The sequence below is a fragment of the Rhodococcus erythropolis R138 genome, from assembly GCF_000696675.2.
Taxonomy (GTDB): Bacteria; Actinomycetota; Actinomycetes; order Mycobacteriales; family Mycobacteriaceae; genus Rhodococcus_F; species Rhodococcus_F erythropolis.
Genome location: NZ_CP007255.1, coordinates 2544116 through 2560524, shown reverse-complemented (window position 1 = coordinate 2560524; position 16409 = coordinate 2544116). Strand labels below are relative to the sequence as shown.

Here is a 16409-nt window from a genome sequence, read left to right as displayed (position 1 = left end):
GAGAGACTTTGATTCGCATGGTTACCAGCACTCCTCCAACGCTCCAGCGAGAATTAGGGAAGGCTAGCATCAGCTAACGAAGGCTGTCGCCCATCGGCCAGATCGTGTTCAGGACGCGTCTGCGGCCCGTTCGAGCTCCGCGATGTCGATCTTCTTCATCTTCATCATCGCGTCCGTCGCGCGTTGTGCCTTGGCCCGATCCGGATCCTTCATCAGTTCGAGAAGACGATTCGGGACTACCTGCCAGGACAATCCGAACTTGTCCTTGGCCCATCCGCACGGGCCCTCTTCCCCACCTTCGGTCAGCCTGGACCAGTAGTGATCGACCTCAGCCTGATCGACGCACGGAATCTCGAACGACACTGCTTCCGAGAACGTGAACATCGGTCCGCCGTTCAATCCGGTGAATCGCTGACCGCCGAGCTCGAAGCTGACGGTCATCACCGATCCCGCCGGCATTCCGGAAGGCGATCCCTCGACGTATCTTTCGATTCCCAGGATCTGCCCGGAACCGAACACCGAGATGTAGAAGTTCGCTGCTTCTTCTGCTTGGTTGTCGAACCACAAACAGGGAGTGATGGAAGGCATGTTCTGTCCTTGTCGATGAGGTTACGAATCAGGTGTACAGGGTTATAGACCCGGCCCGAAGCGGAAACTCATCGCAAGGAATTACTCAAGCCGACAACGCAGAGTCGAGCATCGGCCAGGAGCGAACGAGTTCGTCGCGCCAGTACGGCCAACCGTGCGTCCCCACCGGTTGAGCGCTGCGGGTGACATCGACTCCGCGATCGCGCAACACCTGCGTGATCTGGTCGGTGCACAGGTTCGATCCCAGTTCCATGACCCCGCCAACGACCAGTACCCGGCCCAGGGCAGGAGTATCGAGAGTTTCGTGCGGGCCTGGTAGTCCCGATCCCGAGGCGAGATACACCTTGGTGCCGCGCAGCTTGTCGGCATTGGCGAAAATGTCGTGCTCTTGCCAAGCCTCACTGCCGGCCGGACCCCACATCTGCTCCGAACGGGCATTTCCGTTGATGACCACAAGATCGGTCAACGCCTTGCCGAATCCTCCGACGGTTGTGTAGCAGCCGCTGTAGCCCGCGACCGCGTCGTACAACCCGGCCGAGCGTTGGGCCAGGATCAGCGCGGCCTCTGCGCCCATCGAGATCCCGCCGATTGCGTTGTGCCCGTTCGTTGCGAATCTCGTGTCGATCAGTGGGGGAAGCTCTTTCGTGAGGAACGTCTCCCATTTCAGACGACCGAATTTCGGGTGGTCTTCCTGCCAATCGGTGTACATGGTGCCGGTTCCACCGATGGGGAGTACGACGTTCACGTTCTTGTCGGCAAAGAACGGGACGATATCGCCGTTAGCCGGAGCCAGCCAGTTGTTCTCTTCGATCTGCCCGGAATTGCCGTCCAGGAGATACAGCGTCCCGCGCGGTTCCGAGCGGTCGGCAGGAAGCAGTACTTTCACCTGCATGGTGCGCCCCATGGCGGGACTCGCGACGTCGAGAAGAACCAAGCGCGAAGACAGTTCGGTGACACTTGTTATCTTCGGGGTCTCGTCGGCGAGCGCGGTCGAGGGCAACGCAAGTAGTGAAATCAAGGCGAGCGCGCCGACGAGAACGACGCTTCGAAGGCTTGCTCGATGGGGCCTCACACGCCGAGCGACGCGGCGATCATCGGCCACGAGTCGTGTAAGTCGTCTTCCCAGTATCCCCATGAATGCGTTCCTGCCGGCTTGAAGTTGTAGCGAATGTTGTTCATATCCAATGCGTTCGTCCTGTCCGCAAGCTGGGTGGTGCAGTAGTGAGTTGCCGCCTCGATTCCGCCACCGAGTACAAGCTGCAACGCCAAATCTCTGACGTCGTTGTCGATCCGTGGATCGGCAAGCGTGTCGTACGGACCCGGAATCCCGGTTGCGGTAGTGATGTACATCGGGATTCGAGGTAGCTTGTCCGCGTTGACAACCGGATCGTGAGCCGGCCAACCCGGGCCATCGTACGGACCCCACATGTTCTCCGCGTTGCCACCACCCACTGCGACCACGAGTTTCACGAAGTCCTGACCGATGCCTGGACTCGTCATCGCACACCCGCTGAAGGACCCGACACTGTTGTACAGCGCGGGCGCCGCCATAGCCAGATCCAGTACCGACGTGCCTGCCATCGACAAGCCGGCAAGTGCGTTCTCGCCGGTCGTTCCGAACGTCGAATCAATGACTGGCGGTAGTTCTTCCGTCAGGAACGTGGTCCACATGTTGACCCCGTTGTTGTTGCCGGATTTCGCGAGGCCGGGGTCCGGCCGCTCCCAATCGGTGTAGTAGCTGAATGCTCCACCGAGAGGGGTGACCACGTTGACGTGCTTGTCCGCGAAGAACTTCGGTGCATCGGTCCGCACCGACCACGTCGCGTCGTCTTTTCCTCCGTCCACTCCATTGAGTAGGTAGAGCGTCGGAGCGGGCGTCGAGGTATCAGCCGGCCGCAAGACCTGCAACGGAATGTCGCGCCCCATCGACGGTGAGTACACCGAGATGTCGACCAGCCTGCTGTCCACCGACTGAGCGTGACCCGGTGCCGTGAGGAGCTGGAGCCCACATACTGCCGTGGCCAACGCCACGAAGACGCGGAAAACCGTTCGCAAAGCACGAGTCTCGATCATCCGGGTCACTCTCTTCGGCAGCGGAACCTTTCGAACGGTACCGGCCGAAAGAGGCAAACCCGACGTGATCGGAAAAACTCGATCCGGTCGACCTAGTTCCGATCGACGCGGAAAGGCTCACGCACCGAGTGCGTGAGCCTTTCTCGTCAGACGACGCTTACTTGGGCGTAACCGTGCCGCCGCTGAGCGTGGTCAGTGCGTCAACGAGACGCTGACCGAGGTTGTTGACGCTTCCGATGGCTTCACCGAGAGATCCCATGAGTTTCCTCCTGCAGTTTGTCGAAATTGAAGTAACTACACCCGGAGCGGGCGTGGCAATGTCGCGCTGAATTAGGGGGTGGGGTCTTTGGAGATGGTCTCTACCGATCCCATGAAGGTCTTGAGCAGACCGTCAGCGCTGAACAGTGATCCCAGGCCCTGAACAACAGCGCCGAGAATTCCTTCCATTGAACCCATGTGAATCTCCTTGAGAGGTCAGAGGTCAGCTGCCGAAAAGCACCCGACAGTGCTGTGACAGCTGCGTCACATCTGTAATGTATCCGTGACGTGGGTAACAGTAATCATACGAACGACCAGTTGGCAAAGGATTCCGACAATGGGGTCATTATTTCGACTAATAAGGTCTGCTACTGAAAAAATTCCGGACAATCGGTCGAATTTCACCAATTCTGTCGTCGCATTGATCAACTGTCCCAAATCCTGCGGTTACCCACCAGTAAACTGAAATCATGTCTAGCGCAACCTCACTCACGCAGGTAGCTAATTTCCGGTGGCACCGTCATCAACTCGACCGAGCGGCTGCCGGTGACGCCGATCACAGCGATTGCAGCATTCTCGATCTCGGGATTCAGAACACCGGACCTGACGGAGCCGCCTGGGCCCTGCGGATCCGCGGCGTCCGCGGCGACGTCACCGAGCTCGCTCTTGCCTGGACGTTGCGCGGCGCTCCCCACTATTACCGTCGGGGCGACCTGCCTGCCATCGCCGTCGCCACGTCGCCGTTCAGCGAGGCTGATGCAGCCAAGCGCATTTACGACGCGAATCGGCCCCTGAAGGCCGCTGGCATCCCGACGCTGAGTGCCCTGCAAACAGTTGCTACTGCGATGCGGGACATCGTCTCGAAACCAACCGTCAAGGGCGAGATGTCCGCGCAATTGACCACGCGGGTCACCGAGCCCTTTCTGAGATTCTGCCGCCCGTGCAACGCCACTCATCTGTACGAGATGCCGTTCCGGCTCGCGGCACTTCAGGCAGGCCTCGAGCTACAGCCGGGCACATCTCCCCCAATGCTCGAACGCATTCCGGGTTGGCGCCGACGCCCGTACACAGCCTCAGGTTCAGACGCCGATCCCCGCTTCGACGTGATTCGCGGGTATCTGCGCTTCTACGGCCCCGCCACTCCTGCTCACGTCGCGTCGTTTCTCGATGCCCCGGTCAAGGACGTCAAAGCCCACTGGCCCGTCGATGCCGAGGAGATCGAGGTGAACGGCGAGAAGCGGTGGATTCTCGAACAAGACCGCGAAGACTTGCTCGGCTCCCCCTCCGATTCGAGTACGCGCTTGCTCGGGCCTTTCGATCCGTATGTACAGCTCAAGGATCGGGAGACCCTGGTGCCCGATCCGGCCGCCCAGAAGACGGTGTGGCCGACCCTCGGGCGACCGGGCACGGTGGTGGTCGGCGGCACGATCACCGGACTGTGGCGACCGCGGGCGTCCGGAAAGAAGCTGAAGGTCGCGATCACCCCGTGGGGAACGTGGTCACGATCGGCCCGTGCAGCAGTGGCCGAGCAGGCCGAAATACTTGCCGAATTTCGCGGCGTCGAGCTCTCCGAACTGGTCGAAGTATCTTGATCGAGCCAGTGGCATCCGGATAATTCCAGCTCACACCCGCCCCGATTCGGAGAAGGAAACCCCCAACGATAACCTGAATGCGACCTTCGCACGCACCCTTGTTCAGGAGAGATGATGGCCGACTTCCTCTATGAGGACCTGTTGCCGATCGGTGATGACACCACCGAGTACCGATTGCTCACCACCGAAGGGGTGTCGACAGTCGAGGGACCGGACGGCCGCACCTTCCTTCAGGTCGAGCCGGAAGCGATGCGCTTGCTGACCGAAACGGCGCTGCACGACATCTCTCATTACCTGCGCACGGATCACCTGACGCAGCTCGCGAGCATCCTCGACGATCCCGAAGCGTCGAACAACGACAAGTTCGTCGCGCTCGACCTGCTCAAGAACGCCAATATCGCCGCTGCCGGCGTTCTGCCGATGTGCCAGGACACCGGAACCGCCATCGTCATGGGCAAGCGTGGACAGCACGTACTCACCCCCGGCGACGACGAGAAGTCCATTGCCCGCGGTGTCTACGACGCATACACGCGTCTGAACCTGCGCTACTCGCAGAACGCCCCCATCACGATGTGGGACGAGAAGAACACTGGCAACAACTTGCCCGCGCAGATCGAGCTGTACGCCGATACTGCTGCCGGACATGAGAACTCGTACAAGTTCCTCTTCATGGCCAAGGGCGGCGGCAGCGCCAACAAGTCCTACCTGTACCAGGAAACCAAAGCGATCCTGAACCCCGACTCGATGATGCAGTTCCTCGAGGCAAAGATCCGCTCGCTCGGTACCGCTGCCTGCCCGCCGTACCACCTTGCAATCGTCGTCGGCGGCACGTCGGCCGAGTTCGCGATGAAGACAGCCAAGTACGCGTCCGCGCACTACCTCGACGAGCTCCCCACCGAAGGCGCCATTACGGGCCGCGGCTTCCGCGATCACGAACTCGAGAAGAAGGTCTTCGAGCTCACGCAGAAGATCGGCATCGGCGCACAGTTCGGCGGTAAGTACTTCTGCCACGACGTCCGCGTCGTTCGACTCCCCCGCCACGGCGCTTCATTGCCCGTCGCCATTGCGGTGTCGTGCTCGGCCGATCGACAGGCGAAGGCCAAAATCACGCCGGAGGGCGTGTTCCTGGAACAGCTCGAATTCAACCCGGGCCGTTTCCTGCCCGAGGTCACGGACGCTCAACTCGACGAAGAGACCGATGGCATTTCGGGTACCGGCAAGGGTGCTGCGGTCAAGATCGACCTCACCAAGCCGATGGCCGAGATCCTCGCCGAGCTTTCCAAGCACCCGGTGAAGACTCGTCTGTCGCTCACCGGTCCGCTCGTCGTGGCACGCGACATCGCGCACGCCAAGATCAAAGAGCGTCTCGACGCAGGTGAAGAGATGCCGCAGTACCTCAAGGATCACCCGGTGTACTACGCCGGCCCAGCCAAGACGCCCGACGGTATGGCGTCCGGTTCGTTCGGCCCGACCACGGCCGGCCGTATGGACTCGTACGTCGAGCAGTTCCAGGCCGCCGGTGGCTCGATGATCATGCTGGCCAAGGGAAACCGTTCCAAGCAGGTTACCGACGCCTGCAACACCCACGGAGGTTTCTACCTCGGATCGATCGGTGGACCGGCGGCTCGCCTGGCACTCGACTGCATCAAGAAGGTCGACATCCTCGAGTACGCCGAACTGGGTATGGAAGCCGTCTGGAAGATCGACGTCGAGGACTTCCCCGCGTTCATCGTCGTCGACGACAAGGGCAACGACTTCTTCGCCCACACCGGTGAAGTGACCCTGACGATCGGCAAGCGTCCGGGCCTGTAGACGCGTCAACAGCAAAGAGCCCCGGCGAGTTTCGATCGCCGGGGCTCTTTTGTGTCTTTGTCAGGTCCAGAGCGCGGCCACGAATACGGTTACGATCGACAACCCGCCGACGACGTGCACCAGATTCGGATTGGGTTGCCCCTTCTTCTGCTTCGCCCGGGTGATCTCGGCCAGCGCCACGATCACCAGCGAAAGCACCAGCTTCACAGCGATTTTCGCGTGAATGTAGTTCTTGTCCAGCGCGCCTTCGCCCAAGCCGACGATGATCAGGCCGGACACGAACTGCATCCTGGCACCCCACACCATGACCTCGGTGATCGAAGGAGCCTTGAGGACGGTGAAGTAGCTACCGACCAGGGCAGCCATACCGAGTAGGTGAATCACTACAAAGACGTTGTATAGAACAGACATACAAGCACTTTAACTTGTACCTTGTTCTGGCCGAACGGAACTGCGACTTCTCTCAGAGAAGTCCGGCTTCGGATGCGGCGGAACGATATTTCGCTGCCAAGGTGTCCACCGTCTCGTGTGCGTTGAGGCCACTGGGATTGGGCACGATCCACAGTTTTGCCCCCTCGAAATCACGGTCTTGGCGCCCGGCCTTCGCCTTCTTGTCACCGAAAGCTGTTCGATAGGCGGTGATCCCGGCGAAGGCAACGACTACTGGTTTGGTTGCGCGCACGATGTTTCGGACCCGGACTCCGCCTGTTGCGAGCTCCTCCGACGTCAATTCATCTGCGCGCGCAGTTGCCCGCACCGCCAAGTTGGTGATCCCCACTCCCCGATCGATCAGATGTTGTGTGTCAGCGTCCGACATACCCGCGGAGGGATCGATCGCATGCTCGATGATGCCTGCCCGCAGCAGTGCCGGATAGAACCGATTACCCGGCCTCGCGAAATGCGCGCCCGTCGCGGCAGTCCACAGTCCCGGATTGATACCGACGAACAACAGCCGACAATTCGGCCCGATCAGATCCTCGATCTCGGCGTCTCGGAAAGACTCCAGCTCGGCGCGCGTGAATCCCATGCTCCCAGTACATCAGGCCGTCACGACAGTGCTTCGCGTACCTCGTCGATCGCGTCGTGCATCATCTGCTCGTACACGTCGATGTCCGCGATCGAGGCCGGACTGCTGGTGATGCTGATCGTCACCGTGTCCCCGATCCCGTGTACGCCGTGGGTCAAGGACATGACCGGTGACAAACTCGGGAAGCCTGCTGTGAACCGAACGACGCCGCCTCCGAGCATCAGATCCGCGTCACCGCGCGCGACACTCGACACCACGGTGTTGCCGGTGACCTCGTCGGGCACTGCCGTGAAATCGTATTGCTGCACGCCCCAACGGACCAGCGGGCCGGGAACCGCGTTCAGCGCGAGATCCGAAGCTGCGCTGGACGGATGGGATGCCCGTGCGCGACGCTCGGCCATCGACGCCTTGATCCGTTGGGCTCGCTCACGGAGGTCATCGACATCCGGGAACAGCCCGACACCTGCATTGCGGAAGTGGTTGCGCGCCGTGGGTGTACCCGCCTTGGCGATGGTCACCTCAGCTCCCAGTTCCGGCGGTACCGAGCCGTCTCGCTCGGTGAGGTAATTCGCCATCGCTACCGAGATGGCTGTCATCGCTCCGACTGTGACGGATACGCCGTCGCCACGGAAATCTGCGCTGTCCCGCACGACCATGCGCACCAGTCGGTGAGGTCCAGGCGGGATGTTGGAGCGCACCTTGGGACGGCTCGCCGCCTGCGGCGCAACAACTCCCGATTCGGTGTCCGCCTGCAGCTGTAACTGCGCTCGGTGCCCAGCCCGTCCGTCGCGGAACAGCGAAACGAGTTGACCCGGCAGGCGCAATGCGGCGCGGCCCAGAATCTCGGCTGATCCGCTACGCCGCACGTCCGTCTTCTGCTGCGCGGGCGGTTGCGGCGAGAACAGCTGGCGAGCAATCGCCGACGCGCGTTTGCCGTCCGCCAGAGAATGAGCGACCTGCAGAACTGCGATCAGCGCCGGGCCGCTACAACGCGGCGCGCCGGTGACGCCGTGGAACAGGTGAAGCGTCCACGGGGACTCACGCGGGTCGACGTGGTTTTCGAGAAGCTTTTCGATTCCGTGAATACACGATGGCCACGAGTCATCCGGCAGCTCATGCACTCTCACCAACGAGGCATCGACCGGCATGGGATACCAGAGCGGATAGTCGAGATGCCACGGTGATTCACGAATCCGAACATTGAGATCCGGAATGAGCGACGCTCGTTCCACCACCGAGCGTCGTAGCTCGTCGATCGACTGGCTCTGCCCGTCGAAACAGTAGAGCAGTAGTTGATCGTTGGGGATCTTCTCCGAAATCCAGAAGGTTTGGGCATCGGTGGGCGTCATCCGTAACACCGGGAGACGGTACCACCGGCTCGTCAGCCCTTTTCGGCAGCAGCTTTCAGCTGGGACAGGCCCTTCTCGAAATCCTTTCCGACGAGCTTGTCCATGCTGAAGATGAAACCGAAGATCTTGAAGAACAGATTCTTCTTTCCAGTCATCTTCCACGTCACCTGAACTTCACCGGCATTGGGAGAGGCACCTGCATTCGGAGAGATGAGAAAGGTGGTGACGTTCTGTGCCTTGAACGGCTTGAGGAAGGCCAGGTCCAAAACTACGCGTTCGTCTGGGACGGATTCGGTTATCACCATCGAACCGGAGCCTGCCTTCTTGTTTCCGGCCCAGGCGTACGAAGCCCCGACGCCCGCGTCAGGACCCGCGTACGTGCGCTGCATTGCCGGGTCGAGACCTTCCCAGGGCGAGAACTGCGTCCAGTGGTGGAAATCGTTGATCAACGCGAAGACGACCGATGCTTCTGCCTTGACGATCGTCGTACGTTCTACCAGGAATTCGTCGGAATTCTGCGAAGCCATCGTCGATCTCCAATTCTCGGGCGTGACAAGTGTTCGGAATTATCCACGGTCGACGAGATCGGGGCGAGTCGACACTCAGTCGCGCAGACACAGGCAGAAGTGGTGACCGACCGGGTCGCGGTAGACGCGGAAAGTCTGATGCTCCGGGATGCCGGTCACCCGCTGCGCACCCAGGCTGATCACCCAAGCCTCCGCGGGGTCGAGAGAATCGACGAGCAGATCCAGATGGATTCCGACGCCGGATGTCGGCCAGTCGACCGGAACAAAATCCGGAGCAAGCTGAAACGCGAGCCGCTCGCCGGCGGGTCCTTCGATCACGTGCCAATCATCTTCGTCCCGAACGCTTTTCCAGTCGAGGACCTGGACGTAGAAGTTGGCCAATGCAGCCGGATCCGGGCAGTCCAGGACTGCGTAGTCCATACCGATGTTCGGACGCGTCACTGAGCCTTCTTCTCCTGAACTTTCTTACGCACGAACAACAACGGAAGCACCAGCGTCGCAAGTGCTGTTACCAGCCACACGACGACTGTTCCCAGAATCCACGTCGAGACACCGGAGATCGACAGATTGGAGAAGAGCGACGCCACCAACAGAGCGACAAACGTCGACACCAATCCGATTCCGCCGAGAAATGCTGGTGCGTGGCGCTTTGCCACTGTCGCGATGAACGGCGCCAGGACCGACTGCGCTATCGCAAAGATCACGACCGCAACGATGAATCCGGATGTGGGCGCCGAGAAGCCCGAAAGAATCAACGACGCAACAAGAAGCCCGACAGCGGCAGAACCCAGGAAGATCGCGGCGCGAATCAGGAAGCTGATCATTTGTTGATCCTATATGTCGGATATCGAGCAGAACAGATATTCACAATCCCAGAGATTCCTGCACCTCTCGCAATGTACGGGCAGAAGATCGGAGCCCCGAAGCCTCTTTTTCTGAAAGCGGTACCTCGAGGACTCGACCGGCACCCGCACGACCGACCATCGTGGGAAGGGACAGGCAAACGCGATCGAGTCCGTGGACACCGGTCTGCAAGGTCGATACCGGAAGAACCCGTTGTTCGTCCCGCAACACGACTTCCGCGATGAATGCGCTCGACAATCCGATGGCGAGGTTGGTCGCACCCTTTCCTTCGATGATCTCGTAGGCACTCTCGACCACAGACTTCGCGACATTCGCGCGTAAGTCGGGGCCGAGGACTCCGCCCGACGGTCCCACGAACGAGGTGGCCGGCACTCCGCCGATGGTTGCGCTCGACCAGAGCGGAATCTCGGAGTCCCCGTGCTCGCCGACGATGAAGGCATGGACGTTCTCGACCGCGACTCCGAGTTCCGTGGCCAGCAGGAATCGCAATCGGGCCGTGTCGAGCACCGTCCCTGATCCGAAAATTCGGCTGCGGTACGACGGTCCCGCAGCCTGGATCGCTGCGTAGGTCGCCACGTCGACCGGGTTGGTGACGAAGAGTAGAACCGCGTCCGGTGACACCGCCAATAGTTGTTCGGTCAGAGTCTGTGCAATCTTGACGTTCACCGCGGCAAGTTCGAGCCGCGACTGGCCGGGATGCTGTTTTGCGCCCGCGGTGACGACGACCAAGTCGGATCCCGCGGTGACCGAGATGTCATCACCTCCCTCGACGGTGCACGGCGGTGTGAACTGGGTGCCGTGGTTGAGATCGAGAACTTCGGCGCGGACCTTTGCACTGTTGGTGTCGTAGAGGGCGAGCGCGTCGGCTGATCCGCGTATCAAGCACGCGTACGCAATCGCAGTGCCGACGCTTCCCGCACCGACAACGGACACTTTTCGCCTGGACGAACGATTCGGCGTCGTCATGGGTAAATGGTGCTCGCTCGATAACGATTTCGCAGCACAACGGATTGCCAGTCTCTTCTCAGGGTTTGGAAGCCGACCTCTCAGAATTGACGTGGATCATCGCTGGCATGGCTGAGGTAACCGTTCTTGCAGTTGGCGGCACCGGCGAATCCCACGTCGGCGACCACGGCGCGCGTGTGCGCGGACTCCTCAGTGCCGTCACCGACGAACTCGACAGTCGATTCGATTCTCGCTGGGTCGCCTATCCCGCGTCGTACGGCCCGGTCGCCGACGGCGGCCTGAGCTTTCGGCACAGCACCGCGATGGGTGTGAAGGCCCTCTCGACCGCAATCGCAGAGATAGACGGCCCGGTCATGCTGATCGGATACTCACAGGGATGCACCGTGATCCGCGCGGCTCTTCCGACATTTACTTCTCCGACGACTTCTCCGACGCTGAACGGCGCCAACATCATCGGAGTCGGACTGATCTCCGATCCACAACAACCGACCGGCGTCATCGAAGGTTGCGAGGGACACGGAGTTGCCGGCGACGGACCCGAAGTCCAGCCGTGGATTCCGGTCAAGTGGATCGGGCACCCACAGGACATGATCTGTAATGCCAGCGACGACAGCTACATTCGCGACATCGCAGACTTGACGCGCTGGATGTCCTTCTCCCAGGCACGCGTGTGGGCACAAAAAGTTTGGGAACTACTTCGTAGCAATGCTTTCCAGAATGCGCAGAAGACTCGTTTCAGTCCGAAACAGTGGCGCACCGATCTACGACGCATTCGCACCGCGTTCCTCGAAGTCCTCGGCTATCTGCCGACGCGGTTGAACCTGAACCGCTTTCAGCTGGAGAACCCTCGCGGCGGTAGACACATCAGCTACGCGATCGAACCTCTCGACGAGAGCGGACTGACCGGGTGCGAGCTTCTGGCGTCGTGGATGAAGGTCCAGGCAAACGGCGTCGAGCAGCGCGTTCACGCAGCCTGACTTTTACCGTTAGTTTACCTAACGAACCCCGGCGAGCCATTCGACGCCCTTACGTTCCTTTCATGCAACTGAGCAGAATATTGTCGTGTGCCGCCGTGACCGTCGCACTCCCCCTCACCGCCCTGGCGACCCCGGCCGGCGCATCGCCAACCGGCAGTCTCGACTGGTCCGGTTCGTTCGGTAGTTCAGCACCCCAGCCGGTTTCGACGTTCGACGTCCAAGCCCACCGCGGCGGGCTCGGCCTGTACACGGAGAGCAGCCTGGCCGCGTTCTCCAATGCTCTCGAAATGGGCGTCAGCACACTGGAACTCGATACCCAGATCACCGAAGACGGGATCGCTGTCGTCACGCACGATCGTATGATCTCGAACAAGAAATGCCTCGACACCGAGCCCGCCACTACCGGCGACCCGGAGTTCCCGTACGTCGGCAAATTCGTCAACACGCTGAGCCTGCAACAGATCGAGACCATGGACTGTGGCACGCTCCCCCTTGCCGGATACCCTGAGCAGCAAAATGTTCCGGGAGCGAAAATGCAGACACTCGAAGAAGTGCTCGCTCTGGTGAAGTCGTACAACGCACCCGGAATCAAGCTCAACATCGAGACCAAGGTGGAAGCGGGAGCGCCCCACGAGACCGCCCCGCGTGAGCAGTTCGCCTCTGTAGTCCTCGATACGATCCGGGCAGCCGGATTGTTGGACAGCGTCACCATTCAGAGCTTCGACTGGGGCTCGCTCATGCTCACCCGTCAACTCGCGCCGAGTGTGCCCGTGGTCGCGCTCACCAACGGTGACTTTCTCCAGGTAGGCAAGGACGGAGCGTCACCGTGGCTCGGCGGTCTGGACATCGATGATTTCGGTGGCGACGGCATCTCGGCGGTGGCAACCTTCGGCGCCTCCGCCTACTCCCCTGTCCAAGGAACTCCCCAGGGTGGAAAGGTCGGCGACCCCGGCTTCGCCTTGTACCCGACTGCCGACATGATCGCGAGCGCACATGCGCGTGGCATGAAGGTCATCCCGTGGACCGTCGATGATCCCGCCACCATGCACGCCCTCATAGACCTGGGTGTCGACGGAATCATCACCGATTACCCCGACCGTCTCCGCGCCGTCCTGTCCGAGCGCGGTATGCCGCTACCAGCGCCTGCGGTCAAGAAGTAACCTCCACCGCGCACCGAAGCAGGTACCTGAACAGGTACTTCGGCCGATGTCAACGGGGTGTCGCCGGACGCATCCTGGACAGGTACTTGCTCGGGCGATCGGAGGTGAATCCTGATGATGTCTTTGAAGGATCAGTTGGACAACTGCGAATACCTACTTGCCGACGCGGAAATGGCCGGCGACTGGAATGCTGTCCGGCGATTCAGGGAATACCGGCTCAGGCTGGTTCGACAACTGTGCAGGCAAAGGGCTGCCGGCCTCTGCGCCTAGAGGCCCGACCTCAGCCGTATCTGAGCTGGTCCCTCTGGGCTCTGAGCTGGTCCCTCTGGGCGGTTACGATCCGCCGTCGCCCGAGTCACAGTCGGGTGCTCTCACCAATTGAGCTACAGAAGGTATGGACCGCAGCGCTTTTCGACCGCGATCTTTCTCTGCCGAACCATACGGGCCCGCATCTCGTCCGCGCTACTGATTTTCCACTCGACGATCTCTGGGCGATCACCGCTCTGAGTTGGTCCCCGCGTCCCCGCGGGGACGTCTCCGACAAGGCCACGCCGAATCACCGCTGACCAGCTGTCGATGGGATGATGACCTGCGTGCCCATGTCCCCACCGCTGCCCGTCAAGAACGGGGTTGGCCCGACGCGCCTACGCATCCCGCTCTCTGGGCCGTGGACGACGATCGCCGAGTACGTCGTAGCCAAGTTCGACCATCTGGACGCCGAAAACCTGTATCAGCGGTTCGACGACGGCGAGTTCGTGGGTATCGACGGCCAGTCGATCTGCCGGAGCACAGAACTCAGCGCGCACCGGTTCGTCTGGTACTACCGTGAGTTGCCGGCGGAGGACCCCGTGCCGTTCCACGAGGAGATCCTGCACATCGACGACGATCTCGTCGTCATCGACAAGCCACATTTTCTCCCGACCACCCCCAGCGGGCGCTACCTCCGCGAGTCGGCGCTCGTCCGACTGCGGGTTCGTCTCGACAACCCAGATCTGACCCCGATCCACAGACTCGACCGCGGCACCGCAGGGGTGGTGATGTTCTCGGCCCGCCCCGCGACGCGCGGCGCGTACCAGTCACTGTTCGAGAAGCGGCAGGTCACGAAGGTCTACGAGGCGGTGTCCGCGCGACCGTCCCGGTGGGGCCAGGATGCGCCAGCGCTCGACGTCCCTCTCGTTTACCGCAACCACATCGAAGCTCGACGCGGCGAGTTGCGGGCCGTCGTCGACGACAGCCGTGAACCCAACTCCGAGACCACGATCGAGGCGCGAGGGATGGGCGTGAGCGCCTCCGGACGTGCTGTGCTGCACACGGTTCTACGTCCGCAGTCCGGACGGATGCACCAGTTACGGGTGCATCTGGCAGCTCTCGGCGCCGGGATCCTGGGCGACCGGCGATACCCCGACCTGCTTCCCGACGCCCCGGACGATCATTCCCTCCCACTCCAATTGCTCGCGAGGGAACTCGAATTCACCGACCCGTTGACTGGGAGAGCGCGGCGGTTTGTGACACGTCGGACGCTCAGCGAGTTGCCCGTGGGGTGAGGACCAGAAGCCGGATTTAGACGTTGAAGCGGAACTCCACCACATCGCCGTCGGCCATGACGTATTCCTTACCCTCCATGCGAACCTTGCCTGCAGCCTTGGCTGCGGCCATGGAACCCGCCTCGACTAGGTCGTCGAAGGACACGATTTCAGCCTTGATGAAGCCGCGCTCGAAGTCGGTGTGAATGACGCCGGCAGCCTGGGGCGCGGTGTCACCCTTGTGGATCGTCCAGGCGCGAGCTTCCTTCGGACCAGCCGTCAGGTAGGTCTGCAGTCCGAGGGTGTGGAAGCCGGTGCGCGCGAGAGCGTGCAGGCCCGGCTCGGTCTGACCGATCGAGTCGAGCATTTCCTGGCGGTCTTCCTCGTCGAGCTCGAGGAGTTCCTGCTCGACCTTCGCGTCGAGGAACACAGCGTCGGCCGGTGCGACGGATGCGCGCAATTCCGCAACCTTCGCTGCGTCGGTGAGCACTGACTCGTCGGCGTTGAAGACGTACAGGAAGGGCTTGGTGGTGAGCAGACTCAGCTCACGCAGCAGCGAGAAGTCGAGCTTGTCCTTGACGCTGAACAGCGTCGTGCCCTCGTTGAGGAAGGCCTGGGCCTTGAGTGCCTCGTCGTGCGCCGGCTTGAGCTCCTTGTTCTTGCGAGCTTCCTTGTCCAGACGCGGGAGAGCCTTCTCCAAGGTCTGCATGTCGGCGATCACGAGCTCGGTCTCGATGACCTCGATATCGGAGGCCGGGTCGACCTTGCCGTCGACGTGGATGACGTCGTCGTCGGCGAAGACGCGAACTACCTGGCAGATGGCGTCCGCTTCACGGATGTTGGCCAGGAACTTGTTGCCAAGGCCTGCGCCCTCGGACGCGCCCTTCACGATTCCCGCGATGTCGACGAACGACACGGTCGCGGGGAGGATGCGCTCGGAGCCGAAGATCTCGGCGAGCTTCTGCAGCCGCGGATCGGGCAGCTCGACCAGGCCGACGTTGGGTTCGATGGTCGCGAACGGGTAGTTCGCTGCCAACACGTCGTTGTTGGTCAGTGCATTGAAAAGGGTGGACTTGCCGACGTTGGGCAGTCCGACGATTCCGAGGGTAAGGCTCACGGTCTGTGGATTCTACGGCCTCGCGGCGACGTGACGGGTACTCGCCCCACCGTCACGTCGCGGCAGGTGATCAGTTGTAGGTATACGAATCGACGGACGACACGATCGCAACCAGGAAGATGACGTAGAACGCGATGAACAGCACCCAGCAGATGACGGCTATGAGGAGCGAGATCTGCCCGAGCTTCTTCACCCGCTCGGACGCGTACTGCGCGCCCTGGTGATCGCCCATCGCCCACTTCGGGTAGATGTCGTGGAGATGGTTGAACGCGGCGAACGCGATAGGCCAGAAGAACAGGATCGACGCGACGGCCCATCCCGCGTTGGACTTCGGCGGACCGTACTGGGGCGCCGCGTACGTGGGTGCGGCGCTGTACTGCTGGGTCGCGCTGTACTGCTGACCGGTCGGATACTGCTGTCCGGCTGAGTACTGCGGGTCGGTTGGGTACTGCTGGCCCGTCGGATACTCCTGGCCTGCTGAATATTGCTGACCGGCTGAATACTGCTGGCCCGCCGGATACTGCTGCTCCTTCGGATCCTGCGGGTCGGTCGGATATTGCGGTTCGGTCATCATTC

At 61.4% G+C, this 16409-nt stretch carries 18 protein-coding genes and 1 tRNA gene; 5 read left to right on the top strand and 14 right to left on the bottom strand.

The window, feature by feature from the left end; all coding sequences use genetic code 11:
- Nucleotides 1-108 precede the first annotated feature (108 nt).
- From H351_RS12070 to H351_RS32775, 4 genes are all read right to left on the bottom strand, one after another.
- Nucleotides 109-588, bottom strand: coding sequence for a VOC family protein (locus H351_RS12070; protein WP_007726307.1), 480 nt, complete (start codon nt 586-588; stop codon nt 109-111).
- Nucleotides 589-673: 85 nt separating this feature from the next.
- Nucleotides 674-1660, bottom strand: coding sequence for an alpha/beta hydrolase (locus H351_RS12065; RefSeq protein WP_244891481.1), 987 nt, complete (start codon nt 1658-1660; stop codon nt 674-676).
- On the bottom strand, nt 1657-2661 hold the full coding sequence (locus H351_RS12060) for an alpha/beta hydrolase (protein WP_029255835.1): 1005 nt from the start codon (nt 2659-2661) through the stop codon (nt 1657-1659). The genes H351_RS12065 and H351_RS12060 overlap by 4 nt, the downstream gene beginning before the upstream one ends.
- Nucleotides 2662-2991: 330 nt before the next feature.
- The gene (locus tag H351_RS32775; protein ID WP_019744544.1) at nt 2992-3117 is read right to left on the bottom strand and encodes a hypothetical protein; all 126 of its coding nucleotides are present in this window, start codon (nt 3115-3117) and stop codon (nt 2992-2994) included.
- A 272-nt stretch (nt 3118-3389) separates the two neighbouring features.
- Here H351_RS32775 and H351_RS12055 point away from each other — a divergent pair, with 272 nt between their 5' ends.
- Nucleotides 3390-4511, top strand: coding sequence for a winged helix DNA-binding domain-containing protein (locus H351_RS12055; protein ID WP_029255836.1), 1122 nt, complete (start codon nt 3390-3392; stop codon nt 4509-4511).
- A 114-nt stretch (nt 4512-4625) separates the two neighbouring features.
- Nucleotides 4626-6323, top strand: a complete 1698-nt coding sequence (locus tag H351_RS12050; protein WP_003945198.1) for a fumarate hydratase — start codon at nt 4626-4628, stop codon at nt 6321-6323.
- Between the two features lie 60 nt (nt 6324-6383).
- Here the strand turns inward: H351_RS12050 and H351_RS12045 are convergent, their stop codons facing one another.
- From H351_RS12045 to H351_RS12015, 7 genes are all read right to left on the bottom strand, one after another.
- Complete coding sequence (locus H351_RS12045; RefSeq protein ID WP_003945214.1) at nt 6384-6734, bottom strand: hypothetical protein; 351 nt, start codon at nt 6732-6734, stop codon at nt 6384-6386.
- A 52-nt stretch (nt 6735-6786) separates the two neighbouring features.
- Nucleotides 6787-7350: a mismatch-specific DNA-glycosylase gene (locus H351_RS12040; protein ID WP_029255837.1), complete on the bottom strand. Its 564-nt coding sequence runs from the start codon at nt 7348-7350 to the stop codon at nt 6787-6789.
- A 20-nt stretch (nt 7351-7370) separates the two neighbouring features.
- Nucleotides 7371-8699: a WS/DGAT domain-containing protein gene (locus H351_RS12035; RefSeq protein ID WP_029255838.1), complete on the bottom strand. Its 1329-nt coding sequence runs from the start codon at nt 8697-8699 to the stop codon at nt 7371-7373.
- Nucleotides 8700-8731: 32 nt separating this feature from the next.
- Nucleotides 8732-9226 (bottom strand): SRPBCC family protein, encoded by a 495-nt coding sequence (locus H351_RS12030; protein WP_029255839.1) that lies wholly within the window; start codon nt 9224-9226, stop codon nt 8732-8734.
- Nucleotides 9227-9301: 75 nt separating this feature from the next.
- Nucleotides 9302-9667: a VOC family protein gene (locus H351_RS12025; protein ID WP_020908504.1), complete on the bottom strand. Its 366-nt coding sequence runs from the start codon at nt 9665-9667 to the stop codon at nt 9302-9304.
- Nucleotides 9664-10050, bottom strand: coding sequence for a phage holin family protein (locus H351_RS12020; RefSeq protein ID WP_019744552.1), 387 nt, complete (start codon nt 10048-10050; stop codon nt 9664-9666). The genes H351_RS12025 and H351_RS12020 overlap by 4 nt, the downstream gene beginning before the upstream one ends.
- A gap of 40 nt (nt 10051-10090) precedes the next feature.
- The gene (locus H351_RS12015) at nt 10091-11056 is read right to left on the bottom strand and encodes an L-lactate dehydrogenase (protein WP_020908505.1); all 966 of its coding nucleotides are present in this window, start codon (nt 11054-11056) and stop codon (nt 10091-10093) included.
- Nucleotides 11057-11163: 107 nt separating this feature from the next.
- Here H351_RS12015 and H351_RS12010 point away from each other — a divergent pair, with 107 nt between their 5' ends.
- Nucleotides 11164-12033 (top strand): PE-PPE domain-containing protein, encoded by an 870-nt coding sequence (locus tag H351_RS12010; protein ID WP_029255840.1) that lies wholly within the window; start codon nt 11164-11166, stop codon nt 12031-12033.
- A 95-nt stretch (nt 12034-12128) separates the two neighbouring features.
- On the top strand, nt 12129-13193 hold the full coding sequence (locus tag H351_RS12005; RefSeq protein ID WP_037120448.1) for a glycerophosphodiester phosphodiesterase family protein: 1065 nt from the start codon (nt 12129-12131) through the stop codon (nt 13191-13193).
- A gap of 317 nt (nt 13194-13510) precedes the next feature.
- Here the strand turns inward: H351_RS12005 and H351_RS12000 are convergent.
- Nucleotides 13511-13586 (bottom strand) — tRNA-His (locus H351_RS12000).
- 188 nt (nt 13587-13774) lie between these two features.
- Between H351_RS12000 and H351_RS11995 the strand changes: the two genes are divergently transcribed.
- Nucleotides 13775-14737 carry a pseudouridine synthase gene (locus H351_RS11995; RefSeq protein ID WP_029255843.1) on the top strand — a complete coding sequence of 321 codons (963 nt, stop codon included), beginning with the start codon at nt 13775-13777 and terminating at the stop codon, nt 14735-14737.
- Between the two features lie 16 nt (nt 14738-14753).
- Here the strand turns inward: H351_RS11995 and ychF are convergent, their stop codons facing one another.
- Both ychF and H351_RS11985 read right to left on the bottom strand, forming a co-directional pair.
- On the bottom strand, nt 14754-15833 hold the full coding sequence (gene ychF / locus H351_RS11990; protein WP_019744568.1) for a redox-regulated ATPase YchF: 1080 nt from the start codon (nt 15831-15833) through the stop codon (nt 14754-14756).
- A 70-nt stretch (nt 15834-15903) separates the two neighbouring features.
- On the bottom strand, nt 15904-16407 hold the full coding sequence (locus tag H351_RS11985) for a CD225/dispanin family protein (protein WP_020908510.1): 504 nt from the start codon (nt 16405-16407) through the stop codon (nt 15904-15906).
- Nucleotides 16408-16409: the final 2 nt, after the last annotated feature.